At 60.9% G+C, this 12,679-nt stretch carries 17 protein-coding genes; 6 read left to right on the top strand and 11 right to left on the bottom strand.

All coding sequences use genetic code 11. From position 1 onward, the window contains the following. Positions 1-19 precede the first annotated feature (19 nt). Complete coding sequence (locus RE418_RS23275) at positions 20-751, bottom strand: isochorismatase family protein (RefSeq protein WP_025302123.1); 732 nt, start codon at positions 749-751, stop codon at positions 20-22. Between the two features lie 132 nt (positions 752-883). Between RE418_RS23275 and RE418_RS23270 the strand changes: the two genes are divergently transcribed. Together RE418_RS23270 and RE418_RS23265 are read left to right on the top strand one after the other, a co-directional pair. Next, positions 884-1,780: a LysR family transcriptional regulator gene (locus RE418_RS23270; protein ID WP_025302124.1), complete on the top strand. Its 897-nt coding sequence runs from the start codon at positions 884-886 to the stop codon at positions 1,778-1,780. 168 nt (positions 1,781-1,948) lie between these two features. Then, positions 1,949-2,446, top strand: a complete 498-nt coding sequence (locus RE418_RS23265; protein ID WP_089180696.1) for an ATP-binding protein — start codon at positions 1,949-1,951, stop codon at positions 2,444-2,446. A gap of 32 nt (positions 2,447-2,478) precedes the next feature. Here the strand turns inward: RE418_RS23265 and RE418_RS23260 are convergent, their stop codons facing one another. The 4 genes from RE418_RS23260 to RE418_RS23245 all read right to left on the bottom strand — a co-directional run bounded on the left by RE418_RS23260 (position 2,479) and on the right by RE418_RS23245 (position 4,682). Then, positions 2,479-2,985 carry a GNAT family N-acetyltransferase gene (locus RE418_RS23260; RefSeq protein WP_049208880.1) on the bottom strand — a complete coding sequence of 169 codons (507 nt, stop codon included), beginning with the start codon at positions 2,983-2,985 and terminating at the stop codon, positions 2,479-2,481. A 62-nt stretch (positions 2,986-3,047) separates the two neighbouring features. Next, on the bottom strand, positions 3,048-3,305 hold the full coding sequence (locus tag RE418_RS23255; protein ID WP_004939031.1) for a YjhX family toxin: 258 nt from the start codon (positions 3,303-3,305) through the stop codon (positions 3,048-3,050). A 233-nt stretch (positions 3,306-3,538) separates the two neighbouring features. Beyond that, positions 3,539-4,009 carry a cyanase gene (cynS, locus tag RE418_RS23250; protein ID WP_043143404.1) on the bottom strand — a complete coding sequence of 157 codons (471 nt, stop codon included), beginning with the start codon at positions 4,007-4,009 and terminating at the stop codon, positions 3,539-3,541. Between the two features lie 19 nt (positions 4,010-4,028). Then, on the bottom strand, positions 4,029-4,682 hold the full coding sequence (locus tag RE418_RS23245; protein ID WP_049203432.1) for a carbonic anhydrase: 654 nt from the start codon (positions 4,680-4,682) through the stop codon (positions 4,029-4,031). A 114-nt stretch (positions 4,683-4,796) separates the two neighbouring features. On the opposite strand from RE418_RS23245, the gene cynR reads away from it, so the two are divergent. Next, entirely contained in the window at positions 4,797-5,747 is a 951-nt protein-coding gene (gene cynR, locus RE418_RS23240) for a transcriptional regulator CynR (RefSeq protein ID WP_043143408.1), read from the top strand. Here the strand turns inward: cynR and RE418_RS23235 are convergent. Further along, the gene (locus RE418_RS23235; protein ID WP_089180697.1) at positions 5,671-6,102 is read right to left on the bottom strand and encodes a hypothetical protein; all 432 of its coding nucleotides are present in this window, start codon (positions 6,100-6,102) and stop codon (positions 5,671-5,673) included. The two genes, cynR and RE418_RS23235, sit on opposite strands and share 77 nt — an antisense overlap. 91 nt (positions 6,103-6,193) lie before the next feature. Here RE418_RS23235 and RE418_RS23230 point away from each other — a divergent pair, with 91 nt between their 5' ends. Then, positions 6,194-7,105 (top strand): S9 family peptidase, encoded by a 912-nt coding sequence (locus tag RE418_RS23230; RefSeq protein ID WP_072269809.1) that lies wholly within the window; start codon positions 6,194-6,196, stop codon positions 7,103-7,105. A gap of 86 nt (positions 7,106-7,191) precedes the next feature. Here the strand turns inward: RE418_RS23230 and RE418_RS23225 are convergent, their stop codons facing one another. Genes RE418_RS23225 through RE418_RS23215 form a run of 3 tightly spaced genes read right to left on the bottom strand, consistent with a single transcriptional unit; the run spans position 7,192 to position 8,049 of the window. After that, a complete protein-coding gene (locus tag RE418_RS23225) occupies positions 7,192-7,407 on the bottom strand; it encodes a hypothetical protein (protein WP_025302132.1) in 216 nt (71 codons plus the stop codon). Continuing rightward, on the bottom strand, positions 7,404-7,823 hold the full coding sequence (locus RE418_RS23220) for a hypothetical protein (RefSeq protein WP_226905737.1): 420 nt from the start codon (positions 7,821-7,823) through the stop codon (positions 7,404-7,406). Before RE418_RS23220 ends, RE418_RS23225 begins: the two co-directional genes overlap by 4 nt. A gap of 16 nt (positions 7,824-7,839) precedes the next feature. Further along, positions 7,840-8,049 (bottom strand): hypothetical protein, encoded by a 210-nt coding sequence (locus RE418_RS23215; RefSeq protein ID WP_226905738.1) that lies wholly within the window; start codon positions 8,047-8,049, stop codon positions 7,840-7,842. A 181-nt stretch (positions 8,050-8,230) separates the two neighbouring features. On the opposite strand from RE418_RS23215, the gene RE418_RS23210 reads away from it, so the two are divergent. Further along, positions 8,231-9,823, top strand: a complete 1,593-nt coding sequence (locus tag RE418_RS23210; RefSeq protein ID WP_025302134.1) for an ABC-F family ATPase — start codon at positions 8,231-8,233, stop codon at positions 9,821-9,823. 51 nt (positions 9,824-9,874) lie between these two features. Here the strand turns inward: RE418_RS23210 and moeB are convergent, their stop codons facing one another. Both moeB and moeA read right to left on the bottom strand, forming a co-directional pair. After that, positions 9,875-10,630, bottom strand: coding sequence for a molybdopterin-synthase adenylyltransferase MoeB (moeB, locus tag RE418_RS23205; protein ID WP_049295269.1), 756 nt, complete (start codon positions 10,628-10,630; stop codon positions 9,875-9,877). Positions 10,631-10,632: 2 nt separating this feature from the next. Then, positions 10,633-11,871, bottom strand: coding sequence for a molybdopterin molybdotransferase MoeA (gene moeA / locus RE418_RS23200; protein ID WP_089180698.1), 1,239 nt, complete (start codon positions 11,869-11,871; stop codon positions 10,633-10,635). Between the two features lie 157 nt (positions 11,872-12,028). On the opposite strand from moeA, the gene RE418_RS23195 reads away from it, so the two are divergent. Continuing rightward, on the top strand, positions 12,029-12,565 hold the full coding sequence (locus tag RE418_RS23195; RefSeq protein WP_089180699.1) for a DUF924 family protein: 537 nt from the start codon (positions 12,029-12,031) through the stop codon (positions 12,563-12,565). The last annotated feature ends 114 nt before the right edge of the window (positions 12,566-12,679 follow it).

The following is a 12,679-nucleotide window of genomic DNA, read 5'->3' as shown; positions in this document are numbered from 1 at the left end:
ACGGCGGGCTTTCACCCGTTTATTTCGCTTCGCTGCCCACCTTCATCGCCCCGGCGTAGCGGGCGCCCATTCCCCAGGCGGCGCCGTGGTCGCGGGCGATCTGCAATACGCCCCCCGCCGTGGCCTTGCGGCTCCAGTCCTGCTGCCATTCCAGCATCAACGCCACCCAGTTGATAGGGGTGGCGCCTGCTTGTACCAGGCGCTGCATGGCGTTGTTTTGACTATCTGGCGTAATGTCGCCGGTGACGTCCGACAATATGTAGACCTCATACCCCTCGCCCAGAGCGGACAGCGCCGGCAGCATCACGCAGCTGGCGGTCCACAGCCCGCCGATGATGATTTTCTTGCGGCCGGATTGTTTGATCAGATCCACCACGCGCCGATCCTGCCAGACGTTGATGGCGGTGCGATCGTACACCTGCAGATCCGGGCGTGCCTGCGTCACCTGCTGGAATACCGGCCCGGCGAAGCTTTTGGCGTTGGCCGAGGCCAGAATGGTCGGCACGTTGAACACCTTGGCGGCCTTGGCGATGCCGGCGGCGTTATTCACCAGGTTGGTTTGATCGATAGAGGAAATGGTCATGCCGAACATGTCCTGCAGATCGACCAGCAGCAACAGGCTGTTGTCGGCGGTCAGCGGTTGCACATAACCCGCCTGGCGGCTATCGGCGGCGGGGGATTGCGCCAGCGCGGCGACGGGGGCGGTGGCGGCGCTCAGGCCGAGCATCAGGGCGATTAGGGTCTTTTTCATTATTAACTCCATGATTATCAGTAGATTAAATTCATGTCCCACTCAGGGAAGCGGTTGAATGAAGTCTACTGATATTTATTTGGTTAATAATCTATGGTTTATTGAATTAATAATTAACCTGAAGGACGTAATATGGACGTGCTACTGACGATGCGCGCCTTTCGCCGCGTGGTTGAGCGCAACAGTTTCTATAAGGCGGCGGAGGATCTGGCGATCACGCCGGCGGCATTGAGCAAGCAGATTAAGCAGTTGGAAAGTCGGTTGGGGACGCTGTTGCTGGTGCGCACCACCCGCAGCATGAGCCTGACCGAAGCCGGGCAGCTCTATTACCAGGAAGCCTGCCGGTTGCTTGGCGAGTTCGACGCGCTGGAGCAGACGGTTGCCGCCAGCGCGCAGCAGGTCTCCGGCACGCTGCGGGTCAATGCGCCGCTCTCGTTCGGCCTGACGGTGCTGTCGCCGCTGCTGCCGCCGTTTATGCAACGTTATCCGCAGCTGCAGGTGGAACTGACGCTGGACGACAGGGTATTGGACGTGGTGGCGGCCGGTTTCGATATTTCCTTGCGCATTCGCCGCCGACTGCCGGATTCTTCCCTCAGCGCCCGGGCGCTGGGTGACGTGCACCAGCGAATTTGCGCCGCGCCCGGCTATTTGGCGCAGCACGGCGTGCCGCAAACGCCCAATGAATTGCCGCGGCACAGCTGTCTGGCCTATTCCCTGGCGGAAAAACCGGGGCAGTGGCAGTTCACCGCCGGCGAGGAGAGCCTGAGCGTGACGTTCACTCCCCGGCTGATCGCCAACAACAGCCTGATGCTGCGAGATATGCTGGTGGCGGGACTGGGCATCGGTTCGCTGCCGTCGTTTGTGGCGGATCCCGAGATTGCTGCCGGCAGACTGGTGCAGCTGTTCCCTGAACAGATTGCCGACGTGCATCAGGTCTTCGCGGTTTACCCGACGCGCCGGCATGTGCAGCAGAAAGTGAGTTTATTCACCGAGTTTGTGCGAGAACAGGGATTGATGACGGCGAATTGACAACGGTGCACGGTTGTCATATTTATTAGCTATGAAAAAATCCTACCGCCCATTCGCGCAAATTATTATCACCCTTCTCCAAAGGGTGGGATAGCGCGTGTGTCGCCAATAAAAACCCGCCGGCAGGCGGGTTTTTTTATCCCCTTCCGGCAACGACCGGAGAACGTCATGCAAACCCACCCTGCAGTTTTACACCTGATGTGCGGCAAGGCCGGCGCAGGCAAATCGACGCTGGCGCAGAGTTTGGCGCAGCAACCGCAAACGCTGTTGCTGAGCGAAGATGCGTGGCTGGCGACGCTGTATGAACAGGAGATGGCCAGTCTGCAAGACTACGCGCGCTGTTCCGACCGGTTGCGGCGGGCGCTGGGCGGGCACCTCGTTCAGCTGCTGCGCGGCGGTTGGTCCGTGGCGCTCGATTTTCCGATGAATACGCCGGACAGGCGGCGCTGGGCCAAAGCCTTGGCGGAGGAGGCCGGCGTCGCACACTGCCTGCACTTTCTCGATGTCAGCCATGCGCAGTGCCTGAGCCGGATAACGCTGAGAAATGCGCGCGGCGAGCACCCGTTTGCCCTGAGCGAAGCGGAGTTTGAGCGCCTGGCGCAGTACTTTGTTCCCCCGGCGGAAGAGGAAGGGATGACCGTCTTGCGTTATGGCGAACGGGACTGAAAACCGGCGCCATGACGGCGCCGGCAACGGGGTCAGGCTTCGGCGTTAAACGCGTTGTGGAAGGTGACCTCCGCGCACGGCAGCGAGCCCTGGAAGGCGATGGCGCGGAAGTAGTCTTGCGGCACGCCCGGCAGGGCCAGCGCGCACTGCGCCTGGAAGCCGAAACGGCCGTAATAGTTCGGATCGCCCAGCACTACGCAGCCTGCGGCGCCGCGTTCCTGCAGCTCGGCCAGCAGCCGGCGGATCAGCCGGCTACCGATCCCCTGGCTCTGATAGGCCGGCAGCACCGACACCGGCGCCAGCCCGTACCACCCGGCGGCGCCGTTGCTGAGCACGATCGGCGAGACGGACGCGTGCCCGATCGGTGTGCCATTGTGCTCGGCGACCAGCGACAGGGTGAGAGCGCCTGCCGCGCGCAGCGCGCTGACGATAAACTGCTCGGTGTGGCTGCTGTGTTCGGCATGCAGGAACGCGGCGGCGGTCAGGGTGGTGATGGCGCCGACGTCGGCCGGCGTTTCGTGGCGTAACGTGATGTTCATGGTTGTATCCTGATTAAATAAGGCTGTGCCAACCGGGCTGCCTGCCCGGCCGGCATCGATGATTAACGGTTATCCAGCTGCGCCCGCACGGCCTTGAGCCCGGCAAAGGTGACGCGATAAGGGCGCCCCTGGCGAGAGAGGATCAGGCGTTTGGTTTTGAGCTTGGTGAAGACGGCTAGCGAGCAGTCGGCCAGGCCGAGCCCTTCGCGGGTGTAGCATTCGACGTGGGTGACGCGACCGGCGTCGTTGCGGGTGAAGGCGATATAGCCGCCTTTGGCCAACACGTGCAGCACGCGTTGTTCCGCTTTGGAAATGTTCATGTTGGGAGATCCTGTAATAACCCCAGATACGCGCATCCCCGCGCAAACGCGCGTCGGATACGTCAGAGTCCCTCGCCATACGGCAAGGAAGCGACTATCGGGTGGTTACAATCTCCAACATACAGGCCTCGGGCAGTGAAAAACGCCAGGGCGGCGTTTAAGCGCAGTTAATGTAGCCAATGGCCGGTTGGCTGTCAATTTGCCGGCAGCGCGGGCCGCCGGCGAAAGGCCAATTAGAAAGGCTTGGTTGGCAGGTATTTGCCGTCCAGGGTGATCACCGCGCGTTCGCCGCCGTCCGGATCGGCGACCTTCTTGATATCCAGCTTGAAGTTGATGGCGCTGATGATGCCGTCGCCAAACTGCTCGTGCACCAGCGCTTTCAGCGTGGAACCGTAAACCTGCAGCATTTCATAGAAGCGATAAATGGTCGGATCGGTTGGCACGCCGCCGGGAATGCTGCCGCGCAGCGGGATGGTTTGCAGCAGCAGCACCGCTTCTTCGTCCAGCCCCAGCTTGGCCGCTACCGTGCGCGCCGCCGGTTCCGGCAGCGCATGCTGCCCCAGCAGGGCGGCGGTGACAAACGCCAGGCTGAGACCGGTGTCCTCGGCCAGCGCTTCGAACGTCAGATTATGGCGGATCTTGGCGGCCATGATGGTGTCGGTGAGCGCTTCGCGCGGGGCGGCGTTGTGCAGAGAGTGTGTCATGTTGACTCCTTTTGTGGGCTTAAAAACGGGCGATCGCCGGGGTGGCGGTCACCTCGGGATGGGTGGCGAGCGGCACGAAGCGGCGGGTTTCGCCGTCCAGCGCCTCGATAGCGCCGCTGGCGATGTCATAGACCCAGCCGTGCAGCGCCAGGCGGCCCTGATCCAGCGCCAGGGCGACGGAAGGGTGCGTTTTGATGTTGTTGAGCTGGGCGATGACGTTTTCGCGCACCATCGATGCGACCCGGGCTGCGTCGGAGGCGTGCGGATAAGCCTGGTTGACCGCCTTGGCGGAATCGGCGTAACGCAGCCAGCCGGCGACCGTCGGCAGGTGATCCAGACACTGGCAGGTGGCGATGGCGGTCATCGCGCCGCAGTCGGAATGGCCGCAGATCACGATGTCTTCTACGCCCAGCGCAGCGACGGCGTACTCGACCGAGGCGGTCACCCCGCCGGGTTCGGGGCCAAAAGAAGGCACGATGTTACCGGCGTTGCGGATCACGAACAGATCGCCCGGCTCGCGCTGGGTGACCAGCTCCGGCACCAGGCGGCTGTCGGAACATGAGATAAACAGGGTGCGCGGGTTTTGGCGGGTCGCCAACTGCTGAAACAGCGCCGTGCGTTCAACAAAGGCTTCGCGCTGGAACTTCAGGAAGCCTTCAATCACCTCTTTCATCCGTTTCTCCATTGGGTGTCGTTATGCGATGGCGGCATGATGAACGCTTCTGGCTATAGGGTCTAAGACCCATTTATAATGCTGGCTATAGGTTTTACTAATAGCTGGGGCGCTATGCTGCTGCGACACATCCGTTATTTTCTGGCCGTTGCCGAACAGGGCAACTTCACCCGCGCCGCCGAAGCGTTGCACGTCTCGCAACCGACGTTGTCCCAGCAGATCAAGCAGTTGGAAGACGCACTGGGAGCGCCGTTGTTCGATCGCAGTGGCAGAGCCGTGCGCCTGACCGACGCCGGTGAGGCGTGGATGCGCTATGCGCGGCTGGCGCTGCAGGATTTGGACGCCGGCGCGCGGGCGATCCATGACGTGGCGACGCTGGCGCGCGGCCATTTGCGGCTGGCGATGACGCCAACCTTCACCGCCTATCTGGTGGGGCCGACGATCGATGCGTTCTATCGCCGCTACCCGGGGATTACCCTGAGCATTGAGGAGATGGCGCAAGAGCGGATCGAGGCGCTGCTGGCGCAGGATCGGCTGGACCTGGGGATCGCCTTCGAGATGGCGCAGTCGGCGGAGGTAGAAGCCACGCCGTTGTTCAGCGAGACGCTGGAGCTGATGGTCGGCGCCGATCATCCCCTGGCGGCGCATCGCCGTCCGCTGAGGCTGGCGGAGTGGCAACATCTGCCGCTGGCTTTGCTGAGTGGCGACTTCGCCACGCGGCAGTTTATCGATCGCTACTGCACACAGTTGGGATTTCGGCCGCAGGTGGCGGTGGAGGCCAATGCGCTGGGCGCCATCGTCGAGATCGTGCGGCGCGGGCAGCTTGCCACGCTGCTGCCAGCCGCCATTGCGCGCGAGAACCGGCAGTTGAAAAAAGTGGCGTTGGCCAACGCCATGCCGGTGCGACAGGCGGTATGGCTGCAGCGCAAAGGCGCTTACCGCAGCGCCGCCGCGCAGGCGTTTATCGCCGTTTTGCAGCAACAGGGCGTTACGCCAACGCACTCCAGCGCTGCGTCATCCCCAGCAGATGCACCAGCCCGAAGCCGAGGCAAATCAGCGAGCTGACGACGATAAAACGCTGGCTGCGGCCAGTATCACGCAGGGCGAAAGGGCCGGCGACGCCGCGCAGCAGGTAGATAAAGGTGATGATAAACAGCGCGGGCCGCAGCAGCGGCAGCGGCGCGATCAGGCCCGCGCCGGACAGCGCGTACAGCGCCCAAATAAACAGAACCAGCGCGATACCGGCGGTGACGACGGCCGGGAACTTTTTACCCGCTTCCGCCGCCTTAATGAAGCGATCGCCGGCGCCGCACAGCCGATAGCCGCGCGGCCCGGCGGCGATCACCCAAATATGCAGCAGGGCGGCGATGGTGCTCAGCGTGGCGCCGATCAGCAGTGCGGTGTTATAGAGGTGTGGCACGGTAAGGCTTCCCTGTCAGAAACGTGATTGGCATGAAGCGTAGACCAGAAAAGACGAATTAACCGAACGCAACAGGGAAGAGGAGCAAGTGATGAGAGTGGCGACAGGCATGCTGAGCGTATTGGCGCTGTGGAGCGGGCTGGCGATGGCGCAATCTGCAGCGCTGACGCTGCCGCGGGAGGATGGTTCGAGTATTCATTACTATCTGGACGCTGCGGTGCCCGGGCAATCGTCGGCGGCGCTGTTGGTGATCCTGCAAGGTTCGGATTGCAACAGCGTGCGGCATATCCGCCTGGTCACGCCGATGCGGCAGGTGTTACCCGCCGCAGACCTGCTGACGGTGGAGAAATACGGCATCGACGACACCTTGCCGTACCGCGAAGAGGTGCCGCGGCAGGATTGCCCGGACGCTTTCGTGCAGCATGATACGCCGCAGCGGCGGGTGAGCGATGTCACCCAGGTGCTGCAGGCGGTGAGTGCGCGCAACGGCTATCAAAAGGTCGCGGTGCTGGGGGGCAGCGAAGGGGCGGTGATCGCCAATCTGGTGACGGCCTCCTCGGGCCTGGTTGACGCCACCCTGGCGTTCAGCGGCGGCGGACGCTGGTTTATTGACGATGTGCGCCACAGCGTGGCCGACGCGCCAAAAGAAGAGAAAGCCGGGCTGAACGCATTTTTACAGCAGGTGCTGACGGCGCCGCCGTTCCCCCTGAACGCCAGCGATCATGGCTATGCCTGGTGGCATGGCATGCTGAACATCGATCAGCTTGCCACCCTGCGCAGCATCAAGACGCCGGTGCTGATCGTGCAGGGTGACCAGGATCGCGCCGTTTCGCCGGGAGCGGTCGGGAAAATGATCGCCGAGCTGCGGGCCGACGGCAAAACGAATATCACTTACCTGAATTATCCGGCTTTAGACCATGTGATGCGGCGCGAAAATGGCGAGAGTGAAATGACGCGGGTGGTGGCGGATATGCGCGCGTGGCTGGAGAAGCAGCTGCGCTGAGCGTCGGTATTAGGACAAACTATGTAATAATTGACGCGAGTTTCTTTGGACTGAGTGATCTGCTGCTCAATTGAACACAATGTTATTTAATCAGGGCTTCCGTCGTGTATTTTTTTAACCGCAAACCTGAAAATGAAATACCCTAAGAAAATTCCAGCTATGGAGGTCGCAACCCACAGATACTTAAAACTATCGTCGGAATAAAACATGAACCAGACAATGGCTAACAGCGAGAGGGCCACAACGCCGCACCCAATGCCCTGAATAATTCTGGATAAAGCCGCCAGCATAAAGTTCTTCATACGTTAACCTTTGCAAAAAAGTACTGACAAATTTGGCTGAATTTCTTTCGATCTCTTTCCCAAACCGAGACGGCATCCTCGAATGGTCGGACTTTGTTTTCTAACAGAAAGTACAGCAGATCGAGGTTTCCCAGGCGTCTGAGTTGATCATACATCCGTGAGTTTCTTGCCCTCAAGTCGCGTGATGTATAGACAGAGCGCGATATGCTTACCCCAGCGGTGAGAATTGAGCCAACGGCAACACCGGAGACAAGCCGTGGGATGATTTGTTTAGAGAATATATATCCCATGTTTGCGGTGGCTAACTGATTAAAGGCGAATTTGCCGATGAGTTTGCCTGATGTTCTTATGGTCATGTCCTTAACATCTTCAAACTTGACCTTACTGGCGAAGTTTTCGATGAAGATATGAGCCACTTTCTCGATGCTTGCTTTATTGGCCAGGCCTGACTTGATTGAGTCTGATAAATCGCTCTTTATCTTGCGAGTTTAACCATCTGTTTTCAGTATCAATATAGTCGTAGCCCAGGTAGTAGAAATCGACCGGTACGCTGATAAAACCTTGTGCAAACCCGCGCACTAAATTGCTGTCAATGTTTACGGCATCCGCCATGTCGTTGGCTATCTGCTTTACGCTTTTCATAGAAATCCTTTTCAATATGAACCGCCGAATCTAGCAGACTTTTTGTACGCAAGCCAATGCCCACCGGCAAACGGCACCAGCCTGACGCTCAAAATGTCACCGAAACTTCCCGCGATCTCTGCACCCCGTTGTGGCATAATGCGCGCCAAATCACATTCCCTATGTATAAAGAGCGAGCGCTGTGTTAAGCACTAACAACATCACCATGCAGTTCGGCAGTAAGCCGTTGTTTGAAAACATCTCTGTTAAATTCGGCGGCGGCAACCGTTACGGCCTGATCGGCGCCAACGGCTGCGGCAAGTCCACCTTTATGAAAATCCTCGGCGGCGATCTGGTGCCGAGCGGCGGCAACGTGTTCCTCGATCCGAACGAGCGCCTGGGTAAACTGCGTCAGGATCAGTTCGCCTTCGAGCAGTACAGCGTGCTGGACACCGTGATCATGGGTCACACCGAACTGTGGGCGGTGAAGGAAGAGCGCGACCGCATCTACGCATTGGCGGAGATGAGCGAAGAAGACGGCTATAAAGTAGCCGACCTGGAAGTGGCCTACGGCGAAATGGACGGTTATACCGCCGAAGCGCGTGCCGGCGAACTGCTGCTTGGCGTGGGCATTCCGGTGGAACAGCACTATGGCCCGATGAGCGAAATCGCGCCAGGCTTCAAGCTGCGCGTGTTGCTGGCGCAGGCGCTGTTCTCCGATCCGGAAATCCTGTTGCTCGACGAACCAACCAACAACCTGGACATCGACACCATTCGTTGGCTGGAGCAGGTGCTGAACGAACGCAACAGCACCATGATCATCATCTCGCACGACCGTCACTTCCTGAACATGGTCTGCACCCACATGGCGGATCTGGACTACGGCGAGCTGCGCGTCTACCCGGGCAACTACGACGAATACATGACCGCCGCCACCCAGGCGCGTGAGCGTTTGATGGCGGACAACGCTAAGAAGAAAGCGCAGATCAGCGAGCTGCAATCGTTCGTCAGCCGCTTTAGCGCCAACGCCTCCAAATCCAAGCAGGCCACCTCGCGCGCCCGCCAGATCGACAAGATCCAGCTGGAAGAGGTGAAAGCCTCCAGCCGCCAGAACCCGTTCATCCGTTTCGAGCAGGACAAAAAGCTGTTCCGTAACGCATTGGAAGTGGAAGCGCTCACCAAGGGCTTCGACGAAGGCCCGCTGTTCAACAAGCTGAACCTGATGGTGGAAGTGGGCGAGAAGGTCGCGGTGCTGGGTGCCAACGGCATCGGTAAAACCACCCTGCTGAAAACGCTGGTGGGCGACGCGCAGCCGGACAGCGGCACCGTGAAGTGGTCGGAAAATGCCCGTATCGGTTATTACGCGCAGGATCACGAATACGAGTTCGACGACACCCTGACCGTGTTCGACTGGATGAGCCAGTGGAAGCAGGAAAAAGACGACGAGCAGGCGGTGCGCAGTGTGCTGGGCCGTTTGCTGTTCAGCCAGGACGACATCAAAAAGCGCGTGAAGGTGCTATCCGGTGGTGAGAAGGGCCGCATGCTGTTCGGCAAGCTGATGATGCAGCGCCCGAATATTCTGGTGATGGACGAACCGACCAACCACCTGGATATGGAATCCATCGAATCGCTGAACATGGCGCTGGAGATGTACGAAGGCACGCTGATCTTCGTCTCCCACGACCGTGAGTTCGTCAGCTCGCTGGCGACCCGGATTCTGGAAATCACCCCGAACAAGGTGATCGACTTTACCGGCAACTACGAAGACTATCTGCGCAGCCAGGGCATCGTGTAACCCTCGCGGTAACGCATCAGGGCGGGAATTATCCCGCCCTTTTTTTATCCGTCACGCCCCGCCGCACACTTCGCAGTGTGGATCCTTCGGCAGCTTCATCTCGCGGAACTGCATGCTCATCGCATCGAACATCAACAGCTTGCCGCGCAGCGGCTGACCATAGTCGGCCAGCAGCTTGATGGCTTCCATCGCCTGCAGGGTACCGATAGTACCGACCAGCGGGGCCATCACGCCCGCTTCGACGCAGGTGAGGGCGCTGTCGCCGAACAGCCGGCTCAGGCAGCGGTAGCAGGGCTCGCCCGGCTGATAGGTGAATACGCTGAGCTGGCCTTCCATACGGATCGCCGCGCCGGAAACCAGCGGCTTGCGCTGTGCGTGGCACAGGCGATTCAGGGCGTCGCGCGCCGCCACGTTGTCGGTGCAGTCGAGCACCAGATCGCAGGCGGCGATCTCTGCCGCGATCGCGTCATCTTCCAGACGGCCGTCGATGGCGTCGATGCGAATATGCGGATTGATGGCGCTCAGTTCCTGCCTGGCGGAGGCGACTTTGCTCTGGCCGATGCGATCGTCGCGGTGCAGGATCTGGCGCTGCAGGTTGGAGAGCGAGACGGTGTCGAAATCCACCAGCACCAGATGGCCGACGCCGGCCGCCGCCAGATATGGCGCGGCGGCGCAGCCCAGCCCGCCCAGCCCGGCGATCAGCACGCGGGCGGCCTTCAGCTTCTCCTGGCCGTCGAAGTCAAAGCCGCGCAGCACGATCTGGCGGTTGTAGCGCAGCGCTTCGGCGTCGGTCAATTCCGGCAGCATGTTCAGCTCCTCAGCAGGGCGTTGAACGGCTCGATCTCCACCGTTTCGCCTACCGCCACCGAACCGCGTTCGCGCTCCAGCACGATGAAACAGTTGCCCTGGCTGTAGGAGCTGAAGACGTGCGAGCCCTGGTGGCCGGTGGTGCTGACCTCCAGTTCGCCCGCGGCGTTGCTGCTGAACACCCCGCGCTGGAAATCGAGGCGGCCCGGCGATTTCTTCAGCGGGGTTAGCGCCCGTGCGCGCAGGCGCGGCGGCAGGCGCCAGTCACTGTGACCGGCCAGCTTCGCCAGCAGCGGTTGCACCAGTTGGTAGAAGGTCAGGGCGGCGGAAACCGGGTTGCCCGGCAGGCCGCAGAACCAGGCGTGGCCCAGTTTGCCGAAGGCGAACGGTTTGCCGGGTTTGATCGCCAGCTTCCAGAAGCTGACCTGGCCCAGTTCGTCGAGCATCTGTTTGGTGTAGTCGGCCTCGCCGACCGAGACGCCGCCGCTGCTGATCACTACGTCGGCCTGGCTGTCCGCCTGTGTGAAGGCGTCGCGCAGCGCATCGCGATCGTCGCGGATAATGCCGAGATCGAGCACTTCGCAGCCCATCTGCTCCAGCATCAGGCGCACCGCGAAGCGGTTGGTATCATAGATTTGGCCCGCCTGCAGCGGCTGGCCGACCGGCTGCAGCTCGTCGCCGGTGGAGAACACCGCCACCTTCAGCTTACGCATTACCTGCACTTCGGCGACCCCGAGCGAGGCCAGCAGCGGCAGCTGCGCGGCGCCCAGCTTCACGCCGGCCGGCAACACGCTGGCGCCTTGGCGAATGTCTTCACCCGCCAGACGGATATTCTGGCCGACTTCTGCCGGGGCGGTAAAACGCACGCCCTGCTCGCTCACTTCTGCCTGCTCCTGCATGATCACCGCGTCCGCCCCGGCCGGGATCGGCGCGCCGGTCATGATGCGCACGCAGCTGTTGGCCGGCCATTCACCGTCGAACGGCGCGCCGGCGAAGGCTTTCCCGGCGACCGGCAGCGGCGCATTGGCCGCCAGATCGGCGAGGCGCACCGCATAGCCGTCCATCGCCGAGTTGGCGAACGGCGGCACGTCGAGCGGCGAGACCACCGGGGCGGCGGTGATGCGGCCGGCGGCGGCGGTCAGGGCGACGGATTCGGTCTGCTGCAGCGGGGCGATCTGCCCGAGCATTTTTTCCAGCGCTTGCTCCAGGGAGATGAGATCGGAAGTATGGCAATGATCCATAAGGGGAACTCCGTAATCAGGGTGCGCATTGATAGCGACAAAGTGCGGGTATTATGGCAGAGAACGCCGGGGGGGAGAACGGGTTATGCCCGCCATCTTTCGCACTGCGCCGGAAGCGCGAACGGGTATAAACTGGGTAAAACAGAGGAGAATCATGATGCATAAACAGGTTATCGAGTTCTGGTTCGACGAGATCGAACCGGTGATGTGGTTCAAAAAGGACGACGATTTCGATCGTCTGCTGCACAGCCGTTTCGGCGAAATCTGGCGGGCGGCGGCGGCGGGGGAGCTGGCGCACTGGCGCGACACCATCGAAGGACGCCTGGCGGAGGTGATCGTGCTCGATCAGTTCAGCCGCAACCTGTTCCGCGGCACGCCGCAGTCGTTTGCCTGCGACGGCATGGCGTTGATTCTCGCGCAGGAGGCGATCCGCAGCGGCGAGTGCGAACGGCTGAGCCGCGAGCAGCGAGGTTTTCTCTATCTACCGTTCATGCATTCGGAATCGCCGCTGATCCACCAGCAGGCGCTGGTGCTGTATACCGAGCTCAATAACGGTGACCAGTTGGAGTTCGAGCTGCGGCATAAGGCGATCATCGATCGTTTCGGCCGCTACCCGCATCGCAATGCGATATTGGGGCGCACCAGCACGCCGGAAGAAGAGGCCTTTTTACGGCAGCCCGGCTCGGGTTTTTAATCGTTGGATTATCTGCGCCCGGCCGGGTAAAAACAGCAGGCCGGGCGCCGCAATAAGCGTGACTCAGCGCGAACGTTTATTTCATTACGCTCTACCGCTATTTCCTCTCGCGAA

This window comes from Serratia sp. szju, assembly GCF_044594185.1.
Classification (GTDB): Bacteria; Pseudomonadota; Gammaproteobacteria; order Enterobacterales; family Enterobacteriaceae; genus Serratia; species Serratia bockelmannii.
The sequence above is the reverse complement of the archived record's forward strand: the minus strand, read 5'-3'. Positions and strand labels throughout refer to the sequence as shown.

Coding starts and splice junctions, on each gene's coding strand:
- RE418_RS23275 (WP_025302123.1), bottom strand. CDS start 751: ATGAAAAAGACCCTAATCGCCCTGATGCTCGGCCTGAGCGCCGCCACC.
- RE418_RS23245 (WP_049203432.1), bottom strand. CDS start 4,682: ATGAAAGAGGTGATTGAAGGCTTCCTGAAGTTCCAGCGCGAAGCCTTT.
- RE418_RS23255 (WP_004939031.1), bottom strand. CDS start 3,305: ATGAACATTTCCAAAGCGGAACAACGCGTGCTGCACGTGTTGGCCAAA.
- moeB (WP_049295269.1), bottom strand. CDS start 10,630: ATGCTGCCGGAATTGACCGACGCCGAAGCGCTGCGCTACAACCGCCAG.
- cynS (WP_043143404.1), bottom strand. CDS start 4,009: ATGACACACTCTCTGCACAACGCCGCCCCGCGCGAAGCGCTCACCGAC.
- RE418_RS23265 (WP_089180696.1), top strand. CDS start 1,949: ATGCAAACCCACCCTGCAGTTTTACACCTGATGTGCGGCAAGGCCGGC.
- moeA (WP_089180698.1), bottom strand. CDS start 11,871: ATGGATCATTGCCATACTTCCGATCTCATCTCCCTGGAGCAAGCGCTG.
- cynR (WP_043143408.1), top strand. CDS start 4,797: ATGCTGCTGCGACACATCCGTTATTTTCTGGCCGTTGCCGAACAGGGC.
- RE418_RS23270 (WP_025302124.1), top strand. CDS start 884: ATGGACGTGCTACTGACGATGCGCGCCTTTCGCCGCGTGGTTGAGCGC.
- RE418_RS23225 (WP_025302132.1), bottom strand. CDS start 7,407: ATGAAGAACTTTATGCTGGCGGCTTTATCCAGAATTATTCAGGGCATT.
- RE418_RS23230 (WP_072269809.1), top strand. CDS start 6,194: ATGAGAGTGGCGACAGGCATGCTGAGCGTATTGGCGCTGTGGAGCGGG.
- RE418_RS23260 (WP_049208880.1), bottom strand. CDS start 2,985: ATGAACATCACGTTACGCCACGAAACGCCGGCCGACGTCGGCGCCATC.
- RE418_RS23195 (WP_089180699.1), top strand. CDS start 12,029: ATGCATAAACAGGTTATCGAGTTCTGGTTCGACGAGATCGAACCGGTG.
- RE418_RS23215 (WP_226905738.1), bottom strand. CDS start 8,049: ATGAAAAGCGTAAAGCAGATAGCCAACGACATGGCGGATGCCGTAAAC.